At 42.6% G+C, this 15,866-nt stretch carries 12 protein-coding genes and 6 tRNA genes; 3 read left to right on the forward strand and 15 right to left on the reverse strand.

Annotated elements, in window-relative coordinates:
* Positions 1–4: 4 nt before the first annotated feature.
* The 6 genes from ACSLUR_RS05350 to ACSLUR_RS05375 all read right to left on the reverse strand — a co-directional run bounded on the left by ACSLUR_RS05350 (position 5) and on the right by ACSLUR_RS05375 (position 7,414).
* Positions 5–883 (reverse strand): CorC family transporter, encoded by an 879-nt coding sequence (locus ACSLUR_RS05350; RefSeq protein ID WP_115999740.1) that lies wholly within the window; start codon positions 881–883, stop codon positions 5–7.
* A gap of 16 nt (positions 884–899) precedes the next feature.
* A complete protein-coding gene (ybeY, locus tag ACSLUR_RS05355; RefSeq protein ID WP_448552497.1) occupies positions 900–1,382 on the reverse strand; it encodes an rRNA maturation RNase YbeY in 483 nt (160 codons plus the stop codon).
* Positions 1,366–2,526: a PhoH family protein gene (locus ACSLUR_RS05360; RefSeq protein ID WP_448552500.1), complete on the reverse strand. Its 1,161-nt coding sequence runs from the start codon at positions 2,524–2,526 to the stop codon at positions 1,366–1,368. Before ACSLUR_RS05360 ends, ybeY begins: the two co-directional genes overlap by 17 nt.
* Before the next feature lie 113 nt (positions 2,527–2,639).
* Entirely contained in the window at positions 2,640–4,094 is a 1,455-nt protein-coding gene (miaB, locus tag ACSLUR_RS05365) for a tRNA (N6-isopentenyl adenosine(37)-C2)-methylthiotransferase MiaB (protein WP_115999743.1), read from the reverse strand.
* Between the two features lie 100 nt (positions 4,095–4,194).
* Positions 4,195–7,023, reverse strand: coding sequence for a ligand-binding sensor domain-containing protein (locus ACSLUR_RS05370; protein ID WP_448552503.1), 2,829 nt, complete (start codon positions 7,021–7,023; stop codon positions 4,195–4,197).
* The gene (locus tag ACSLUR_RS05375) at positions 6,965–7,414 is read right to left on the reverse strand and encodes a hypothetical protein (protein WP_116014129.1); all 450 of its coding nucleotides are present in this window, start codon (positions 7,412–7,414) and stop codon (positions 6,965–6,967) included. The genes ACSLUR_RS05370 and ACSLUR_RS05375 overlap by 59 nt, the downstream gene beginning before the upstream one ends.
* Positions 7,415–7,619: 205 nt before the next feature.
* Between ACSLUR_RS05375 and ACSLUR_RS05380 the strand changes: the two genes are divergently transcribed.
* A complete protein-coding gene (locus tag ACSLUR_RS05380) occupies positions 7,620–8,789 on the forward strand; it encodes an FAD-dependent oxidoreductase (RefSeq protein WP_448552506.1) in 1,170 nt (389 codons plus the stop codon).
* Between the two features lie 378 nt (positions 8,790–9,167).
* On the opposite strand, the gene ACSLUR_RS05385 is transcribed toward ACSLUR_RS05380, so the two are convergent.
* From ACSLUR_RS05385 to ACSLUR_RS05425, 9 genes are all read right to left on the reverse strand, one after another.
* Positions 9,168–9,242: transfer RNA gene (locus tag ACSLUR_RS05385), tRNA-Gln, on the reverse strand.
* Between the two features lie 49 nt (positions 9,243–9,291).
* Positions 9,292–9,376, reverse strand: a tRNA-Leu gene (locus ACSLUR_RS05390).
* Positions 9,377–9,441: 65 nt separating this feature from the next.
* Positions 9,442–9,516 (reverse strand) — tRNA-Gln (locus tag ACSLUR_RS05395).
* A gap of 61 nt (positions 9,517–9,577) precedes the next feature.
* Positions 9,578–9,652: transfer RNA gene (locus ACSLUR_RS05400), tRNA-Gln, on the reverse strand.
* A gap of 42 nt (positions 9,653–9,694) precedes the next feature.
* A tRNA-Leu gene (locus tag ACSLUR_RS05405) sits at positions 9,695–9,779 on the reverse strand.
* An 8-nt stretch (positions 9,780–9,787) separates the two neighbouring features.
* A tRNA-Met gene (locus ACSLUR_RS05410) sits at positions 9,788–9,864 on the reverse strand.
* Positions 9,865–10,397: 533 nt separating this feature from the next.
* Positions 10,398–11,489 (reverse strand): redox-regulated ATPase YchF, encoded by a 1,092-nt coding sequence (gene ychF / locus ACSLUR_RS05415; protein ID WP_115999747.1) that lies wholly within the window; start codon positions 11,487–11,489, stop codon positions 10,398–10,400.
* An 80-nt stretch (positions 11,490–11,569) separates the two neighbouring features.
* On the reverse strand, positions 11,570–12,154 hold the full coding sequence (gene pth / locus ACSLUR_RS05420) for an aminoacyl-tRNA hydrolase (protein ID WP_448552508.1): 585 nt from the start codon (positions 12,152–12,154) through the stop codon (positions 11,570–11,572).
* A gap of 15 nt (positions 12,155–12,169) precedes the next feature.
* The gene (locus tag ACSLUR_RS05425; protein ID WP_448552510.1) at positions 12,170–12,784 is read right to left on the reverse strand and encodes a 50S ribosomal protein L25/general stress protein Ctc; all 615 of its coding nucleotides are present in this window, start codon (positions 12,782–12,784) and stop codon (positions 12,170–12,172) included.
* A gap of 370 nt (positions 12,785–13,154) precedes the next feature.
* Here ACSLUR_RS05425 and ACSLUR_RS05430 point away from each other — a divergent pair, with 370 nt between their 5' ends.
* Together ACSLUR_RS05430 and ACSLUR_RS05435 are read left to right on the forward strand one after the other, a co-directional pair.
* Positions 13,155–13,613 carry a hypothetical protein gene (locus ACSLUR_RS05430; RefSeq protein WP_448552512.1) on the forward strand — a complete coding sequence of 153 codons (459 nt, stop codon included), beginning with the start codon at positions 13,155–13,157 and terminating at the stop codon, positions 13,611–13,613.
* 170 nt (positions 13,614–13,783) lie between these two features.
* Positions 13,784–15,856 (forward strand): TonB-dependent receptor plug domain-containing protein, encoded by a 2,073-nt coding sequence (locus tag ACSLUR_RS05435; protein ID WP_448552514.1) that lies wholly within the window; start codon positions 13,784–13,786, stop codon positions 15,854–15,856.
* Positions 15,857–15,866: the final 10 nt, after the last annotated feature.

Here is a 15,866-nt window from a genome sequence, read left to right on the forward strand (position 1 = left end):
GCTACTAGTCGGCGACTTTACCGTTCACTTCGTGATCTTTCGGGACGGTAACTTGCAATACCTGAAGGCGACGGCTGTCGGCAGACATTACTTTAAAGGCCCAGTCGCCAATGGCGACTTCTTCGCCTTTTTGCGGCATATGGCCAAATTGATGCAAGACAATACCACCGATAGTATCTGAATCCGCTTCATCGAACTCACAGTTAAAGTAATCGTCGAAATCTTCTAAGTCAGTTAACGCTTTTACTTGATAAACATTACCGGCTAAGTGTTTGATTTCTTCTTCTAACTCGTCGTCGGTTTCATCTTCAATCTCACCAACAATTAGCTCTAGAATATCTTCAATGGTTACAAGCCCAGAAACTCCGCCATATTCGTCAACGACTATTGCCATGTGGTAGCGTTTAGCGCGGAATTCTTTAAGTAGTGATTCAACCTTTTTACTCTCGGGAATAATCATGGCTGGGCGAATTAAATCACTTAACGTAAAGTTATCGCCATCTTCTTTAAAAGCGTGAGCAAGTAAGTCTTTCGCCAGCAGAATGCCTTCTACGTGGTCAATATCGTCATTAACGACAGGAAAGCGCGAGTGCGCCGACTCTAAGATAATAGGTAGGAAATCAGCCAATGGCTGGTTTATGTCTAATGAGACAATTTGCGAGCGTGGGATCATGATCTCACGGACACGCATTTCGGAAACTTCCAGAACCCCCTCAATCATTTGCTTGGTTTCTGGTTTGATTAACTCGCGATCTTCTGCGTCATTTATCACATCAACGAGTTCTTCTTTATTTTGCGGCTCTCCAGTAAATGCTTGAACGATTTTGTCGAGAAATGATTTACTTGCAGAGCCGTTGCTAGAGTGGGGGTTGTCTTCGCTCATGGAGCTGTTTAGTTTCCTATGTTAATTCGTAGGGGTTATTAAACCCAAGATTTTTTAGAATGTCTATTTCTAAGGCTTCCATTTCTTCCGCCTCGTCATCACTTATATGATCAAAGCCAAGTAAATGCAAGCATCCGTGAATGGTCATATGTGCCCAATGGGCAGCACGGGTTTTATTTTGTTCCTTTGCTTCGTTTTCAACCACTTGCGCGCAAATAACCAGATCGCCGAGCAAGTCCATTTCAATACCTTCAGGTACTTCAAATGGAAATGACAGCACATTGGTGGGTTTGTCTTTATCGCGATAGGTATGGTTGAGCGACTGACTTTCAGCCGCATCGACTAAGCGTATGGTAAGCTCAAATGGCTTGTTGTATTGAAGCAGCGCAGCTTCTGCCCAGCGCTGAAAGTCTTCATTACTTGGCAGTTGGTTATTCTCAACTAAGCCTGCGGTTACATCCGCTGCAACGGCTCGCTGAATATCAAGCGTTATCGTCATTAGATGTCTTTTGCTCTGTGTTTGGCCGTTCTTGGCTAGCGCTTTGCTGAGTATTCTCTTGTGCTGCAGTAACAATATTCGCTGCCGCTGCTTGTACGGCTAATTCTGCTTGCTTTTGCGCACTTTCTTGGGCTTTACGCTCAGCTTTTAACTTGGCCATTTTAGTGTCATGGGCGTCGTATGCTTCAACGATACGCGCAACGACAGGGTGGCGCACAACATCTTTTGACTGGAAGAAGTTAAAGCTAATACCTGGAATGTTTTGCAATACCTCAATGGCATGGCGTAAACCTGATTTTTGCCCGCGTGGTAAATCAACTTGGGTAATGTCACCTGTGATCACCGCGCGCGAATTAAAGCCAATACGGGTCAGGAACATTTTCATTTGCTCAACCGTCGTGTTCTGGCTTTCATCCAGAATAATGAAGGCATCGTTTAATGTACGACCACGCATGTAAGCGAGTGGTGCAATTTCAATGACATTGCGTTCAATCAGTTTTTCGACTTTTTCAAAGCCAAGCATTTCAAACAAGGCATCGTAAAGTGGGCGCAGGTAAGGGTCGACTTTCTGTGATAAATCACCTGGTAAGAAACCTAATTTTTCACCGGCCTCAACCGCTGGACGTGTTAGCAATATACGACGAATTTCTTGGCGCTCTAACGCATCTACCGCACAGGCAACCGCTAAGTACGTTTTACCCGTCCCTGCTGGGCCAATACCAAAGCTGATATCATGCGTAATAACATTTTGCACGTACGCCGATTGATTCAGGTTACGCGGTTTTACAATACCGCGCTTAGTTTTGATGGTGACCATTTTTTCATAGTCGACATCAACCTTACTTGGCGCTTGCTCTAACACATTGGCGTTAAGAATGCCTAAATGTACCATCTCAGCAGTAATGGTTTTCATCTTGCCTTTAACGGTTTCAGTTTCAACGTATAGCTCTTTGAGCAAGTCAGAAACCGCTTCCGTGTTGGATGGGCTGCCGACAATTTTAAACTCGTTGCCACGATAGCTAATTTCTACACCAAGGCGGCGTTCAATGGTTTTTAAGTTATCGTCTAGTGGGCCACAAAGGTTTGCCTGACGGGCATTGTCGACGGGCTCTAAGGTTAGCAAAGTGCTGTTATCTGTGCTCAAGAAATCTTCCGTTTGTCTTTTTGTGTTGTCTGTGCGTGTTAAAGATGAAAAGCCTGTAACTAAATAAAGTGCGGCATAAAAGCAAAGAAGCTTTTATGCCGATAGCATATTTACTAAGGCGTAAACGTGCCAACACCCAAGTCGTCGGTGCCATTGGTGCTTGCCGCTGCATTGGCTTCATGATGGCTGTTAGCCAAGATATCAGACGGTGAATGCGCAATGCGTAAACCCATGTCTTTTTCTTCACGAACCAGCTTACCGCGCAATGAGTTAGCGTATACGTCAGTAATTTCAACATCAACGAACTGACCAATTACGTGGTGCGGTGCTTCAAAGTTCACGATACGGTTGTTTTCGGTACGGCCACGAAGTTCCATTGGGTTTTTCTTCGATGGACCTTCAACCAAAATACGTTGCTCTGTGCCTAACATTTGGCGTGCAATGCGCAGCGCTTGCTGGCTAATGCGATCTTGTAAGATCTGTAGGCGCTGTTTCTTGGTTTCTTCGCTGATATCGTCAGGTAAATCAGCTGCTGGCGTACCTGGACGAGCGCTATAGATAAAGCTAAAGCTTAAATCAAAGTCGATATCTTTGATCAGGTTCATGGTTTGCTCGAAATCGAAATCAGTTTCACCCGGGAAGCCAACAATAAAGTCAGACGACATGCAAATGTCTGGGCGCGCTTTACGCAATTTGCGAATTTGCGACTTGTATTCAAGTGCAGTATGGCCACGTTTCATTTGCGTTAATATACGGTCACAGCCACTTTGTACTGGCAAGTGTAGGTGACTAACCAATTCAGGTACGTCTTTGTAGACTTCAATAATATCGTCAGTAAATTCTACTGGATGCGATGTGGTGTAGCGAATACGGTCAATACCATCAATGGTTGCCACTAAGCGCAATAACTCAGAGAAGCGACAGATAGTACCGTCATGGTTTTCACCGCGGTAAGCATTTACGTTTTGGCCTAATAGGTTAACTTCACGTACACCTTGCTCCGCTAATTGCGCGATTTCGTACAATACATCATCTAACGGACGGCTAACTTCTTCACCACGGGTGTAAGGTACAACACAGAAAGTGCAGTATTTACTACAACCTTCCATAATAGAAACAAACGCACTTGCGCCTTCTGCTTTTGGCTCAGGTAGGCGATCAAACTTTTCAATTTCTGGAAAGCTAACATCAACAACTGGCGCTTTTTCGCCAGATACTTGTTGGATCATCTCTGGCAATCGGTGAAGGGTTTGTGGACCAAAGACCATATCAACATAGGGTGCACGCTCGCGAATAGCATCGCCTTCTTGCGACGCAACACAGCCGCCAACGCCAATGATCAAATCTGGGTTGTCATTTTTCAGTAACTTCCAGCGACCTAACTGGTGAAATACTTTTTCTTGCGCTTTTTCACGGATAGAGCAGGTATTGAGTAAGATTACGTCGGCGTCTTCTGCTTCTTCGGCTAATGAGAAACCGTGTGTTGAATCCAGTAAATCTGCCATTTTCTGCGAGTCATACTCGTTCATTTGACAGCCCCAAGTTTTAATATATAACTTTTTACTCATAACTACGTGCCCATAAGAAAATTGATTCCAGTTTTTGCTGGAGAATTTAAGGTCGCGTATTTTACTCTTTATGAGGGTTCTAGGGCAATAGGCTTTCGTGTTAACTAGTAAGACGCATCGGAAAGCTAATCACTATTTGGCTGCCTTTATCGTCTTTAGGCTCAAAGGTATTAACAGATGCCTTGTACTTATTGGCTATTTGTCGAATGTAATACATCGACATATTAAACGTAACCTTGCTATTAAAATGAGTAAAGCTGTCTTCGTCGTCGCTGATGGTTAACCATAGCTTATCTTTGAATTCTTTTAGCGTTAATTGGAAGTGGCTGGAGTCACCATGCAGTATCGCACAGGTTACGGCTTCGTATATTAGTTTATAAATATTGGCTTGGAGCTCGTAGCTCAACTGCTCGTTTTTGGCATACAAATCGTACGTCATTTTGACATGATATTTACGATGTAAAAATTCAGCGAAATAGGGCACCGCGATATTCAAATTACTGCCGTAAAGAGCGTCTGGCGTTTCTTCAGATTCTTCATTAGCAAATTGGCTAATACATTGTTCGGCGATTTCAATTGCCTGTTCTTGCTTGTTTTCATGCAGCAAGGTAACGATTGATTGCAAGTTTCGTTGTGTTGACAATGCGCTTTTCCCTTTGCGCTTTACTTCTGTTTCGAGCAGCAAATAGATTTTTCGAATGGATTGCGTTCGTAAATAAAATGTCCAAGAAAACAATGCAATAAGACAAATTAAGGTAACAGCATATACAATGCGAGCTTGCAGTGTCCAATACCATGGGTAAGCAACATTAATATTGGCATAGGCTCGTTTCTCGCTCCACTGGCCTAAACTATTGGTTGCCATTATTTCGATGTTGTAGCGACCAGAAGCCAACCCCGTTAAGGTTAGTTGGTTACCATTAATATGATTCCAGGCGCCATTATTGAGCTTATACTTGAATTTTTTTGCTTGGCCTGGGCGATAATCTAAACTGACCAAATCAAACGACACCACGTCACTAGCAGATGAAATGTTAATTTCTTGGTTTTGTAGATATTGACGCCCAGAAACAATTGTTTTGCCAATATAAACATCGGCGCTATAAGTGTTTCGTTGCTCAATGGGGACTTCTAATATACCGCCAAAATGGGCATAAAACACTGAGTCACCAACTAAGCGAGCAGCATCAGAAAATGAATATTTTTCTGTTGTAGGAATTAGGGCGACTTCATGAGTGCTTGGGTCTATTGTGTATAGGCCAACCGCCGAGCCGATCCAAATTTTGTTTTTAATCGTTGAGCTGTAGGTAAATTCAATACCTTGAGCAATCACAGATAGTAAAGTCCCTTGACGGTCTAGTATGTTTATACCGTCTCCTAATGTGCCAGCAAATATTTTGCCGTTAGCATGTTCGAGTGAAATGACTTTGTTTGGGCCAAGATTTGGCACATTGTTAATGTACTTACTAAAGCGATTGTAGATTGAAATGCCTTTGGTACCCGCTAGCCATACATCACCATTGTCAAAAGGGAGAATGTCAATGATTTCAACTGATGTTAAGCCTTTGTCTTTATTGACATGATCTATGATTACCTGCTTTTCTACATCATAAATATAAAGACCATCAGAGTTACTACCTAAATAAAGTAGGCCATCTTGATATGCTAGTTTTATCAGTAGTTTATTGTTATTGGTAAATGGCACACGCTCTAGACTTTCATTTTTAGCACTGAACTGCCAAAGCCCATCAAATGTCGCAATGAACAGGTCGTCACCGACGGGTTGTAAATCCATGACTCGTTTTGCACTGGTCGTAAATGCTTCGTTAATGTTGGCTGGAAAAATAGTCGATTTCGGGTCAAAGGCATGCAAACCTTGACCATAACTACCAATAACTAACTCTCCGGAAAATACGGATATCTCATTAGAGTTATTAGCGACATCAAAAGTCACGGGATGATTTTGCAAAGAACTTTCAACAAGCCTTTGTATACCTAGGTTAGAGGCCAGCCATAAGACTTTAGAGCTATCATGATAGGCTGCTTTGACACGTCCTTTATCTGCGTGCTCGTAGTTATGTGGCAGTTCCGTAAGGTTCTCAGCTCTATAACGTTTGATTTCGCCTTCGTTTGAAATGGTAAAAAAGTTATTTGTATGGTGCTCTTTTGCTAAGCCATTAATGCCAGCAGTTGTAGGAGTCGAGGCGACGATTCGCTCACCGTTATACGTATATATTTGGTTGGGCGTAACTACGATAAGGTATTGGCCAACCGCGGCGATCGTATTTACTTTCTCGCTAATTAATTGGTTAAATTTCTCATCTTTTAGAATATAAGCACCCTCATAACCAGCGTCCATGTATAGGTGGTTCGACGTTTTGACTAAATGTGTTGGTGCTGTCCCCTTGAAGATGTCTTTGGTTAAGCTAGTGTTACTGTCATGTTTGTATACACGCTTACCAGATGAGATGTAATAGTTCCCTTTAAATTCGATACTATGATAATGGCTTGAGCGCTCCGTATTAATATTCAGTTGTTCAAACTGACCATTGCTAGGGTCGAAAAGCCAAGTGCCTAAGCTTTCTGAAGAAACAATAAACTTGTCACCATGTGGCTCTATTTCATGTGTCCAAGTGAAGGGAAGTTGCCAGTTAGGATCGTTGGCGGAAAACGTTATGCTGTTGGTGCCATCGAATCGCGTTAACCCTTGATGTCCAGCTAGCCAAACAAAGCCGTAACTGTCTTGGGTTATACTATAAACCTTTGCTAGGTTGTCTACTTGGGCATTCGCAGTTGATGGGAAAAGTAAAGATACGAAAATAGGCAATAGTGAAAGTGGCAGCAAGCGCTGCCACATAGCTTGTGGAAAATTAGATAATACTGTCCGGCGCAATGTCGTTTTCGTGCTTTTTCGTACCGCAAATCGCATAGACTTTTGGTAAAGCGCCTTCAGACTCAGGCTTTTGCACCAGTAAATAAGTTGGTTTTCTTGGATCATCTTGTTGTTGTTTTTGTTGCCAAGCTTTTGTTACAACGTCAGCTTGTTCTTGTCCATACTTCACTGCAAATGCTGTTGCTAGCATTTCGACACCAAAGTCATCCATTACCATCATCGTATTACCATGGTAGCCACTTGTGGTATCAAAATCTATATCAACGGTCATGATGTTATCTTCTGGTAACACTAAATCAAGTCGCATGTTGGCAAGCACAGCGCGATCAGGTTTCGCTTGTAAATTAGTAAGATTTGGTTTCTCTGTTAGGTCGTATACGAGTTTAATATCCGGAGCGACAATTTTTTCTTCTTTTAATGCAGACATAATCTTTCCTTAATTATTGAAATGGCAGAATTGCCAACTTGAGTATAATCGTTAATTTCAATTCTTGAAGAGATAACTCGCATGGAGTGTTAAATATTGATACTTATCAAATAAAAAGCGCTTTCAGTGCTGTGATGGTACTCGCCAAGATCGTTAATACCTTTTAAACTAAACACGATTTTTCTAAGTTAATTAAAACTAAATTATGCAACAGTACGATGTACTTATTGTTGGTGGCGGTATGATTGGTGCTGCTACTGCCTTATCTCTTGCTGAGCTTGGCCTCAAGGTCGTAGTGTTTGAGCAACATCAGCCACAAGAATTTTCACATGAACAAGCTTTCGATTTGCGCGTTTCGGCGATATCGGTAGCCTCTGAAAACTTGCTCAAAGATCTAGGCGCATGGCAACAAATACTGCAATGGCGTGCTTGCCCCTATCGTCGGTTGGGTGTTTGGGAGTCAGAGCTCGCTTATGCAGAATTCAATGCCGACGCGATTAATCAATCGCATCTTGGTCATATCGTAGAGAATCGATTAATTCAACTCTCACTATGGCAGCAAGTGGAGCAACATCAGGGGATTAAGTTAGTTTTGGGGCAACCAATAACTAATATTAATCAGCAAGTCGATAGTGTTTTAGTAGAAACTGCGAAGGAGAATTTTATCGCGCGGTTAGTGGTAGCTGCTGATGGCGCTAATTCGTTTGTTAGAAAACAAGCAAGAATAGGCTGTACTGGTTGGAATTACCAGCAATCAGCAATGTTGATAAATGTGAAAACTGAGCGGTCTCAGCAAGACATCACCTGGCAACAGTTTACGCCATCTGGACCATTAGCCATGCTGCCAATGCCAGGGCACAATGCCTCTTTAGTGTGGTACGAAGATAGAGACCGCATAAAACAATTAGCACAGCTTGATAATAAAGAACTAACTGCGCAAATTTCGCAATACTTCCCAGAGAAGCTCGGTAAAGTTGAAGTTGTTGATAAAGGCTACTTTCCATTAACCAGACAACATGCAAATAAATATGTGCAAGGCAATATTGTCTTACTAGGAGATGCTGCCCATACAATCAATCCACTAGCGGGGCAGGGGGTGAATCTTGGTTTTAAAGATGTGCTTGCGCTTCGTAATGCGATTGCAGATGCTATTGCAAATGGCACTAGCTGGCATGCTTCAAGTGTATTGAATCGTTATGAAAAAATGCGCAGAAAAGACAACTTATTAATGATGTCGGCAATGGACGGCCTATACGCTACTTTCTCTAATGACTCACCAGTTTTAAAAGCGGTTCGCAATATCGGCTTATTCACGGCGCAGCGTATTACGCCTGCGATTAAAAACAAAGTATTAGCGTATGCTTGTGGGCTTTAACCTAAAGCCCTTTGATTTACTCACTTCTATCTTTCATTCGGCGCTTTGCTGTTAAAACATCTTTAATAAAAAGTATTTAACGGCATTTATTCTCTCCCATCCAAACAAACTGCCTATAGTCATATTAAATTTTCCCTTCTGACTAAGAAGCGTTGATAAAGCATTATTCTTAAATAGGGAATCTGAGGCTTAATCGTGTACACTGCGATTCTTTTTCGTAAAATTCAATGAGATCACAGTTACAAGTAGCAGTTTCTTTGTAGATCTCAAAACAGATAGTTCAAAAATAACTGAACAAAGTTATCGGGTTAAACTTTAGCAATTATTTAACCGAGTAATTTTTTGGAATTTAAGTACTGAAAAGCACGTAGAGAAAGTTGGCTGGGGTATCAGGATTTGAACCTGAGAATGACGGGATCAAAACCCGCTGCCTTACCGCTTGGCTATACCCCAATTATATTGAGATGATTTGTAATATCTGAACGATATTACTAGTTTTCAATGGTACGGGAGGAGAGACTTGAACTCTCACGCCTCGCGGCACTGGAACCTAAATCCAGCGCGTCTACCAATTCCGCCACTCCCGCATTTAGTAATATTGTATTTTTATAGAGTTACCGCTCTCGCATAAGTACATGCTGTTTCTTAAGATTGGCTGGGGTATCAGGATTTGAACCTGAGAATGACGGGATCAAAACCCGCTGCCTTACCGCTTGGCTATACCCCAATCTTAAGGGCAAAACATCGATGATTTATACTCACCACAACTTTAGCCTAGGCTATGAAAGTGGCTGGGGTATCAGGATTTGAACCTGAGAATGACGGGATCAAAACCCGCTGCCTTACCGCTTGGCTATACCCCAACGATGTTTCATATTTTAATAACAGACAGCCTGTTATTAAAATGGTACGGGAGGAGAGACTTGAACTCTCACACCTCGCGGTACTGGAACCTAAATCCAGCGCGTCTACCAATTCCGCCACTCCCGCATTGTAAATGGTGGCTACACCGAGATTTGAACTTGGGACCCCATCATTATGAGTGATGTGCTCTAACCAGCTGAGCTATGTAGCCATTTACAATCTTGCCTCTCAGCAAGTGGCGCGTATTATGCAAATCTGATTGCAGCTCGTCAACCGTTTTTTTGCAAAAATATGACTACTTTGGTTTGTTTGGACAAATTACCAACAAGGCGTTTAATTACTACGCGAGAAGCATGTTTTTACGACCAATTTAACGCGTAATTTGTTTTTATATTTTAGAAGTATAACTACACAGTTAAAAGAGATGAGTTAAGAAGTTTGAGTTAATGCACCGGTATATTTAACGAAGTAATGGTAAAACTAGTATTAGAAGAGCAATAGCCGTATTAGCTATTTTTAACTATCAATAAATTATGTCTGCTGGCAGCTTGTTCTTAGCCAGTGATTTGTATTCATATACGCGGATGTAAATAAGCAGTTATATAAATAAGTATAAGCAGGCGCTTTGTTAGAACTGTCAGGCTATGGCAAATAGAGAGTTAATTGCTCAAATACTGAAAAGAAAAAAGGAGCCATTAGGCTCCTTCTTCAATCATTAAGATAAACGCTAGATTAAGCGTTAACTTAAACGTTAAATCTAAAGTGAACTACATCACCATCTTTTACTAGGTAGTCTTTACCTTCTAAGCGCCATTTACCCGCTTCTTTCGCGCCAGACTCACCATTGTTTTCGATAAAGTCGTCAAAACCAACAACTTCAGCGCGGATAAAACCTTTCTCAAAGTCAGTGTGAATTACACCAGCCGCTTGCGGTGCCGTTGCATTTTGCTTCACAGTCCAAGCGCGTACTTCTTTAACACCAGCAGTGAAGTAAGTTTGTAAGCTTAATAAACCGTAGCCAGAGTTGATCACGCGATTTAAGCCAGGCTCAGTTAAGCCCATTTCTTCCATGAAGATCTCGCGATCTTCTTCGTCCATTTCCGAAAGTTCACCTTCAATTTCTGCACATACAGGTACTACAACAGCACCTTCTTTAGCTGCAATTTCACGAACTTCATCAAGGTATGGGTTATTTTCAAAACCATCGTCATTAACGTTGGCAATGTACATAGTTGGCTTAACGGTTAAGAAGTTAAGGTATTTAACGGCAGCTAACTCTTCTTTTGTTAGCTCAAGTGAGCGGATCATTTCGCCCTCTTCTACGTGCGCTAAGATTTTCTCTAACACAGGTACTTCGAATTTAGCGTCTTTGTCGCCACCTTTGGCTTTTTTCGCTTGTTTTTGTAGAGCACGCTCAGCCGTGTCCATATCAGCAAGGGCTAATTCTGTGTTGATTACGTCAATATCGCTGCTTGGGCTAACTTTACCCGCAACGTGAACAATGTTTTCGTTTTCAAAACAACGTACCACATGGCCAATCGCATCTGTTTCACGAATGTTGGCTAAGAACTTGTTACCTAAACCTTCACCTTTTGAAGCTCCAGCTACAAGACCCGCAATATCAACAAATTCCATAGTGGTTGCGATAACGCGCTCAGGGCTAACAATCTTGGCAATTTGATCTAAGCGAGGATCTGGTACAGGTACCACACCCGTGTTAGGTTCGATGGTACAGAACGGGAAGTTAGCTGCTTCAATACCCGCTTTTGTTAATGCGTTGAACAAAGTAGATTTACCTACGTTTGGTAAACCAACAATACCACATTTAAAACCCATGATTTTTTCCTATCTCGTTATCGCCGATGTGCGGCAAATTAATTTTTGTCAGTGCTTTTGGCTAACACTAGAAAGCTGAGCTAGGCAGCTTTAAAGCTGTGTAAGCGATTTTGTGCTTTCTTTAAATCGTCTTTTAGCCAAATTTCAAAGCAGCGGCTTGCTTCATCAACCGCTTGATCAATTAACGTTTGCTCGGCAGCAGGTGCTTTGCCAAGTACGTGTCCGGTTACGCGATCTTTATGGCCGGGGTGACCAATGCCAATGCGCAAACGGTAGAAATCTTTATTATTTGCCATTCTGGCGATAATGTCTCGTAAGCCATTATGACCACCATGGCCACCACCCATTTTTATTTTACAAACTCCCGGTGTCATGTCCATTTCATCGTGTGCTACCAGCATTTCGCTAACGGGAATTTTGAAAAAATTCGCCAACGGTGCCACCGCTTGACCACTGCGATTCATAAAAGTGGTTGGAATAAGTAAATGAACAAGTTGACCCGCAATTTGCCCTTTGCCATACAGGCCAGCATATTTCTTTTCGGGTTTTAAGGAGATGTTATGGATGCGAGCAAGTTCTTCAACGAACCAGACGCCAGCGTTATGGCGAGTTTTTGTGTATTCGGGGCCGGGATTACCCAGCCCCACAACTAATTGAATAGTCATAAACGAACGTTATGATTACTCTTCAGTTGCTTCTTCTTCAGCAGCTTCGTCGTTACCGCCTTTAGGAGCGTTTAATGTAACAACAGCTTGGTCGTGGCTTTCACCTTTAGCTAATTCGTCAGAAGTAACGCCTTCTGGGAATTTAACGTCAGATAGGTGAAGTGTTTGACCAACTTCTAAGTCTGCACAATCAACTTCGATGAACTCTGGCAAGTTACCTGGTAAACAAGTAATTGCGATTTCAGCGATGTGGTGAGCAACAGAACCACCTTTCTTCGCAGCAGCGTCTTCGTTTAAGAAGTGAACTGGAACGTTAGTGTGTACAGCGTGTGTAGCATCAATACGCATGAAGTCCATGTGCATTACTAGTGGCTTGTACGGGTGACGTTGCATGTCTTTTAATAAACACTCAACTTTTTCACCGTCAACGTTTAACGTTAATACGTGAGAGTAGAATGCTTCTTCTTCTTGCGCACGGAATACTTTGTTGTGAGCAAGTGTTAAAGATACAGGCTCTTTGCCTTCACCGTAAAGGATAGCTGGAACTTTGTTCGCGTGACGTAGGCGGCGGCTCGCACCTTTCCCTAGGTCAGTACGTACTTCAGCATCCAAAGTAAATAAATCAGTCATGATAAATACTCTATTAATAAGTCAAAAATTGTTGCTCTTTGCGACCAAGAACAACCTGAAAACCTTTTAATTTAACTAATTTAAACTTAGTGTTAACCAAGCTTAAATCTTAGCCAGAATAAAAAGGCGCGGCATCATAGCATTTTAGCCAATTAAAAGCCAAGGGATTATTGCCGCGAACTGACTGTAGAAACGGTGACTGTAAAAAACAGATAACAGTAAAACGAAAATCGTAACAAGGGTAATGACAATAACAGCGATTTTAACAAGAGTAAGCACATAAATTTAGTAAGTACATAAATTTGTACCAGCCATTCCTTTTATAAATGCTTGGTACTAGAATATACAGCGCTGTTATTTTGAGAATTTTATGTATTACCCGTCACTTAGAGCTTTTGTCACCTTACTGTTATTGTTTGCTTTTGTCGCTCAGGCGGCAGTGGTTGATGACATCTTAAGTGTTGATACCACTAATGCTGATCCGATAGCCACTGTTGATCTCATTGTCGCCCCTGACGAGACAGCAGGCGAAACACAAAATGTGCTAGCTTCGGCTAAGTTAAACGATGATGTAGCTCATACCAAAGAAGTCGGCACTGAACAACACAGTGACTGCTGCGACGGGAATTGTGAGCCTAGCTGCAATATCGATTGTAGTGACGATGCCTGTATTTGTGCTGGCAGTATGTGCTCAGCACCTCTTTATTTAACGGCTTTTATTGGCAACTCAGCAGCTATTTTTGCCGCTAACCCAATCTATAATTACCAGTTTACACATACCTATTTTATATCTAATTCGCTTTATCGCCCGCCCATAAGCGCTGCTTAAAAATTTCTGCGCAAGCTTTGGATTTTTTCCTGCATAGCTAGAATGAATCGCTAGAAACGGCGTTGCGCCTAAATCATTAAACACTACACACTAAAAAACGTGCCTTGTTGCCATGAGCAACTCTTTACACGTAAGCCCAGTTAAATACCTAAGCATTCACGAGGTAAAAAATGCTTTTGAATAAAATTAGCCTAGCCATTGCTGTCGCGATGTTGCCAGCCATATCAATCGCCAGTGAAAAACATGGCGAACACAATGAACATAACCGCCACCAAGAAGAGAGTGCTCATCATCATGAAGACCATCACGAGCATTCAGATAACGGCGTTGAACGTATTCAAGTGACTGCATCCCGCTTAGGGCGTATTGTCACTGAATCCGCCACTCGAACCGAAGTGATAAATGGCGAAGAAGTGCAAGAAAAAGCATTAATGCGTCCGGGCAATATTTCCATGTTAGTGGCCGAAACTGGGGGAGTGCGTGTGCAAACCACATCGCCAGCGCTTGGCAGTGCCAATATTCGCTTGCAAGGCTTGTATGGCCGTTACACGCAATTGCTCAGTGATGGTTTGCCGCTATATGGCGGTCAAACAGCGTCTATCGGGTTGTTACAAATCCCCCCAACAGATTTAGCGAACGTTGAAATTATCAAAGGCTCTGCGTCGTCGCTTTATGGTGGTTCGGCACTAGGTGGTGTGATCAACTTAATTTCACGAACGCCTAGCAACGAGGCTGAAGGAGAGGTACTGGTCAACTTAACCTCAAAAGATGGGCAAGATATTACTTCTTATTTCGCGTCACCTATCACAGATGCGCTTAGCGCTTCGGTAACCGCTGGCGTTCACCATCAAAAAGAAGAAGATCTCGACGATGACGGTTGGATTGATATGGCCGGTTATGACCGCGCGACAGTGCGTCCGCGTTTTTACTGGCAAGGGGAAGATGGTGCCAATCTTTATTTAACCTTAGGGGCGATGAAAGAGCAGCGCACAGGTGGCACGCGCGAAGAGGCGACTGCGCCAGATGGAAATCCATTTGCGCAAGATCAAGACACAGTGCGCACCGATCTTGGCTTTATTTATGATGCACCGCTAAATGAAACATTGAACTTAAATGTGCGTGGCTCGGCGATGAATCAAGATCATGAGCATCAATATGGCACTGTGTTTGAAGATGATTCGCATCAAAGCTATTTAATCGAGTCCAGCGTTTCAGGCTATGGCGATCAGGCGGCATGGTTAATTGGTGCGGCATTTCAGTCAGAGCAATTTGATTCTGAGACTTTTTCAGAGTTTAACTACACCTACGATGTCCCCGGTTTATTTACGCAACTAGATTATGATGCCAGTGACGAGCTTGCGCTATCACTGAGCGCTAGAGCAGATTGGCACAGTGAATATGGCACTCAATTTAGCCCGAGAATTTCTGTGCTTTATAGCCCTGATAATTGGACGATTCGCAGTGCTTTCGGTCAAGGCTTTTACGCACCAACACCGTTTATTGAAGATATTGATGAAACTGGGCTGTCGCGTTTAGCACCATTGACCGATCTTGAAGAAGAGCAAGCGTCAACTGCGTCAATAGATGTTAGCTATGCGCTTGGTGACGTCGAAACTAGCGTTACTTTCTTTGCTTCTCATATTGATAATGTTACTGAACTAGCGACGCTCAATAATTTACAAGACATTGTTGAAGGCAAGGCCGAAAGAAACGCCGCGAACATTGCTGAAGCTAATAGTGGTAAACAAGTTGCGATAGTTAATGCACAAGGTGAGAGCCGCATTAGTGGTGCAGAATTACTGCTGCGTTATCGCTGGCACGACATTAAATTTACAGGTAGCTACTTATATACCGATGCTACTAAACCTAATTTGTTGGCATCAGGCCGTTCACCAGTTACGTTAACGCCACAGCATTCAGCTGGATTAGTGGTGATGTGGGAAGAGCACGGCAGCCATTTACTCGGTTTTGAGGCATACTACACCGGTACGCAAGCGCTTGAAAACAACCCATATCGCGAGCGAAGTGATGCTTATTGGCACTTAGGTTTGTTGGGACAAATTACTATTGGTAAGGTGAGTTGGTTTGTGAATGCGGAAAATCTGCTGAATGTGCGCCAAACCAAAGAAGATCCATTACTGCTGCCAGCACAAGCACCTAGTGGCCGCTGGACAACCGATATTTGGTCACGCAACGATGGTTTTACCGTTAATGCAGGTGTACGCTTTCAGTTTGGTGGTTAACGCCATAGAG

It is taken from the genome of Thalassotalea montiporae, assembly GCF_053485855.1.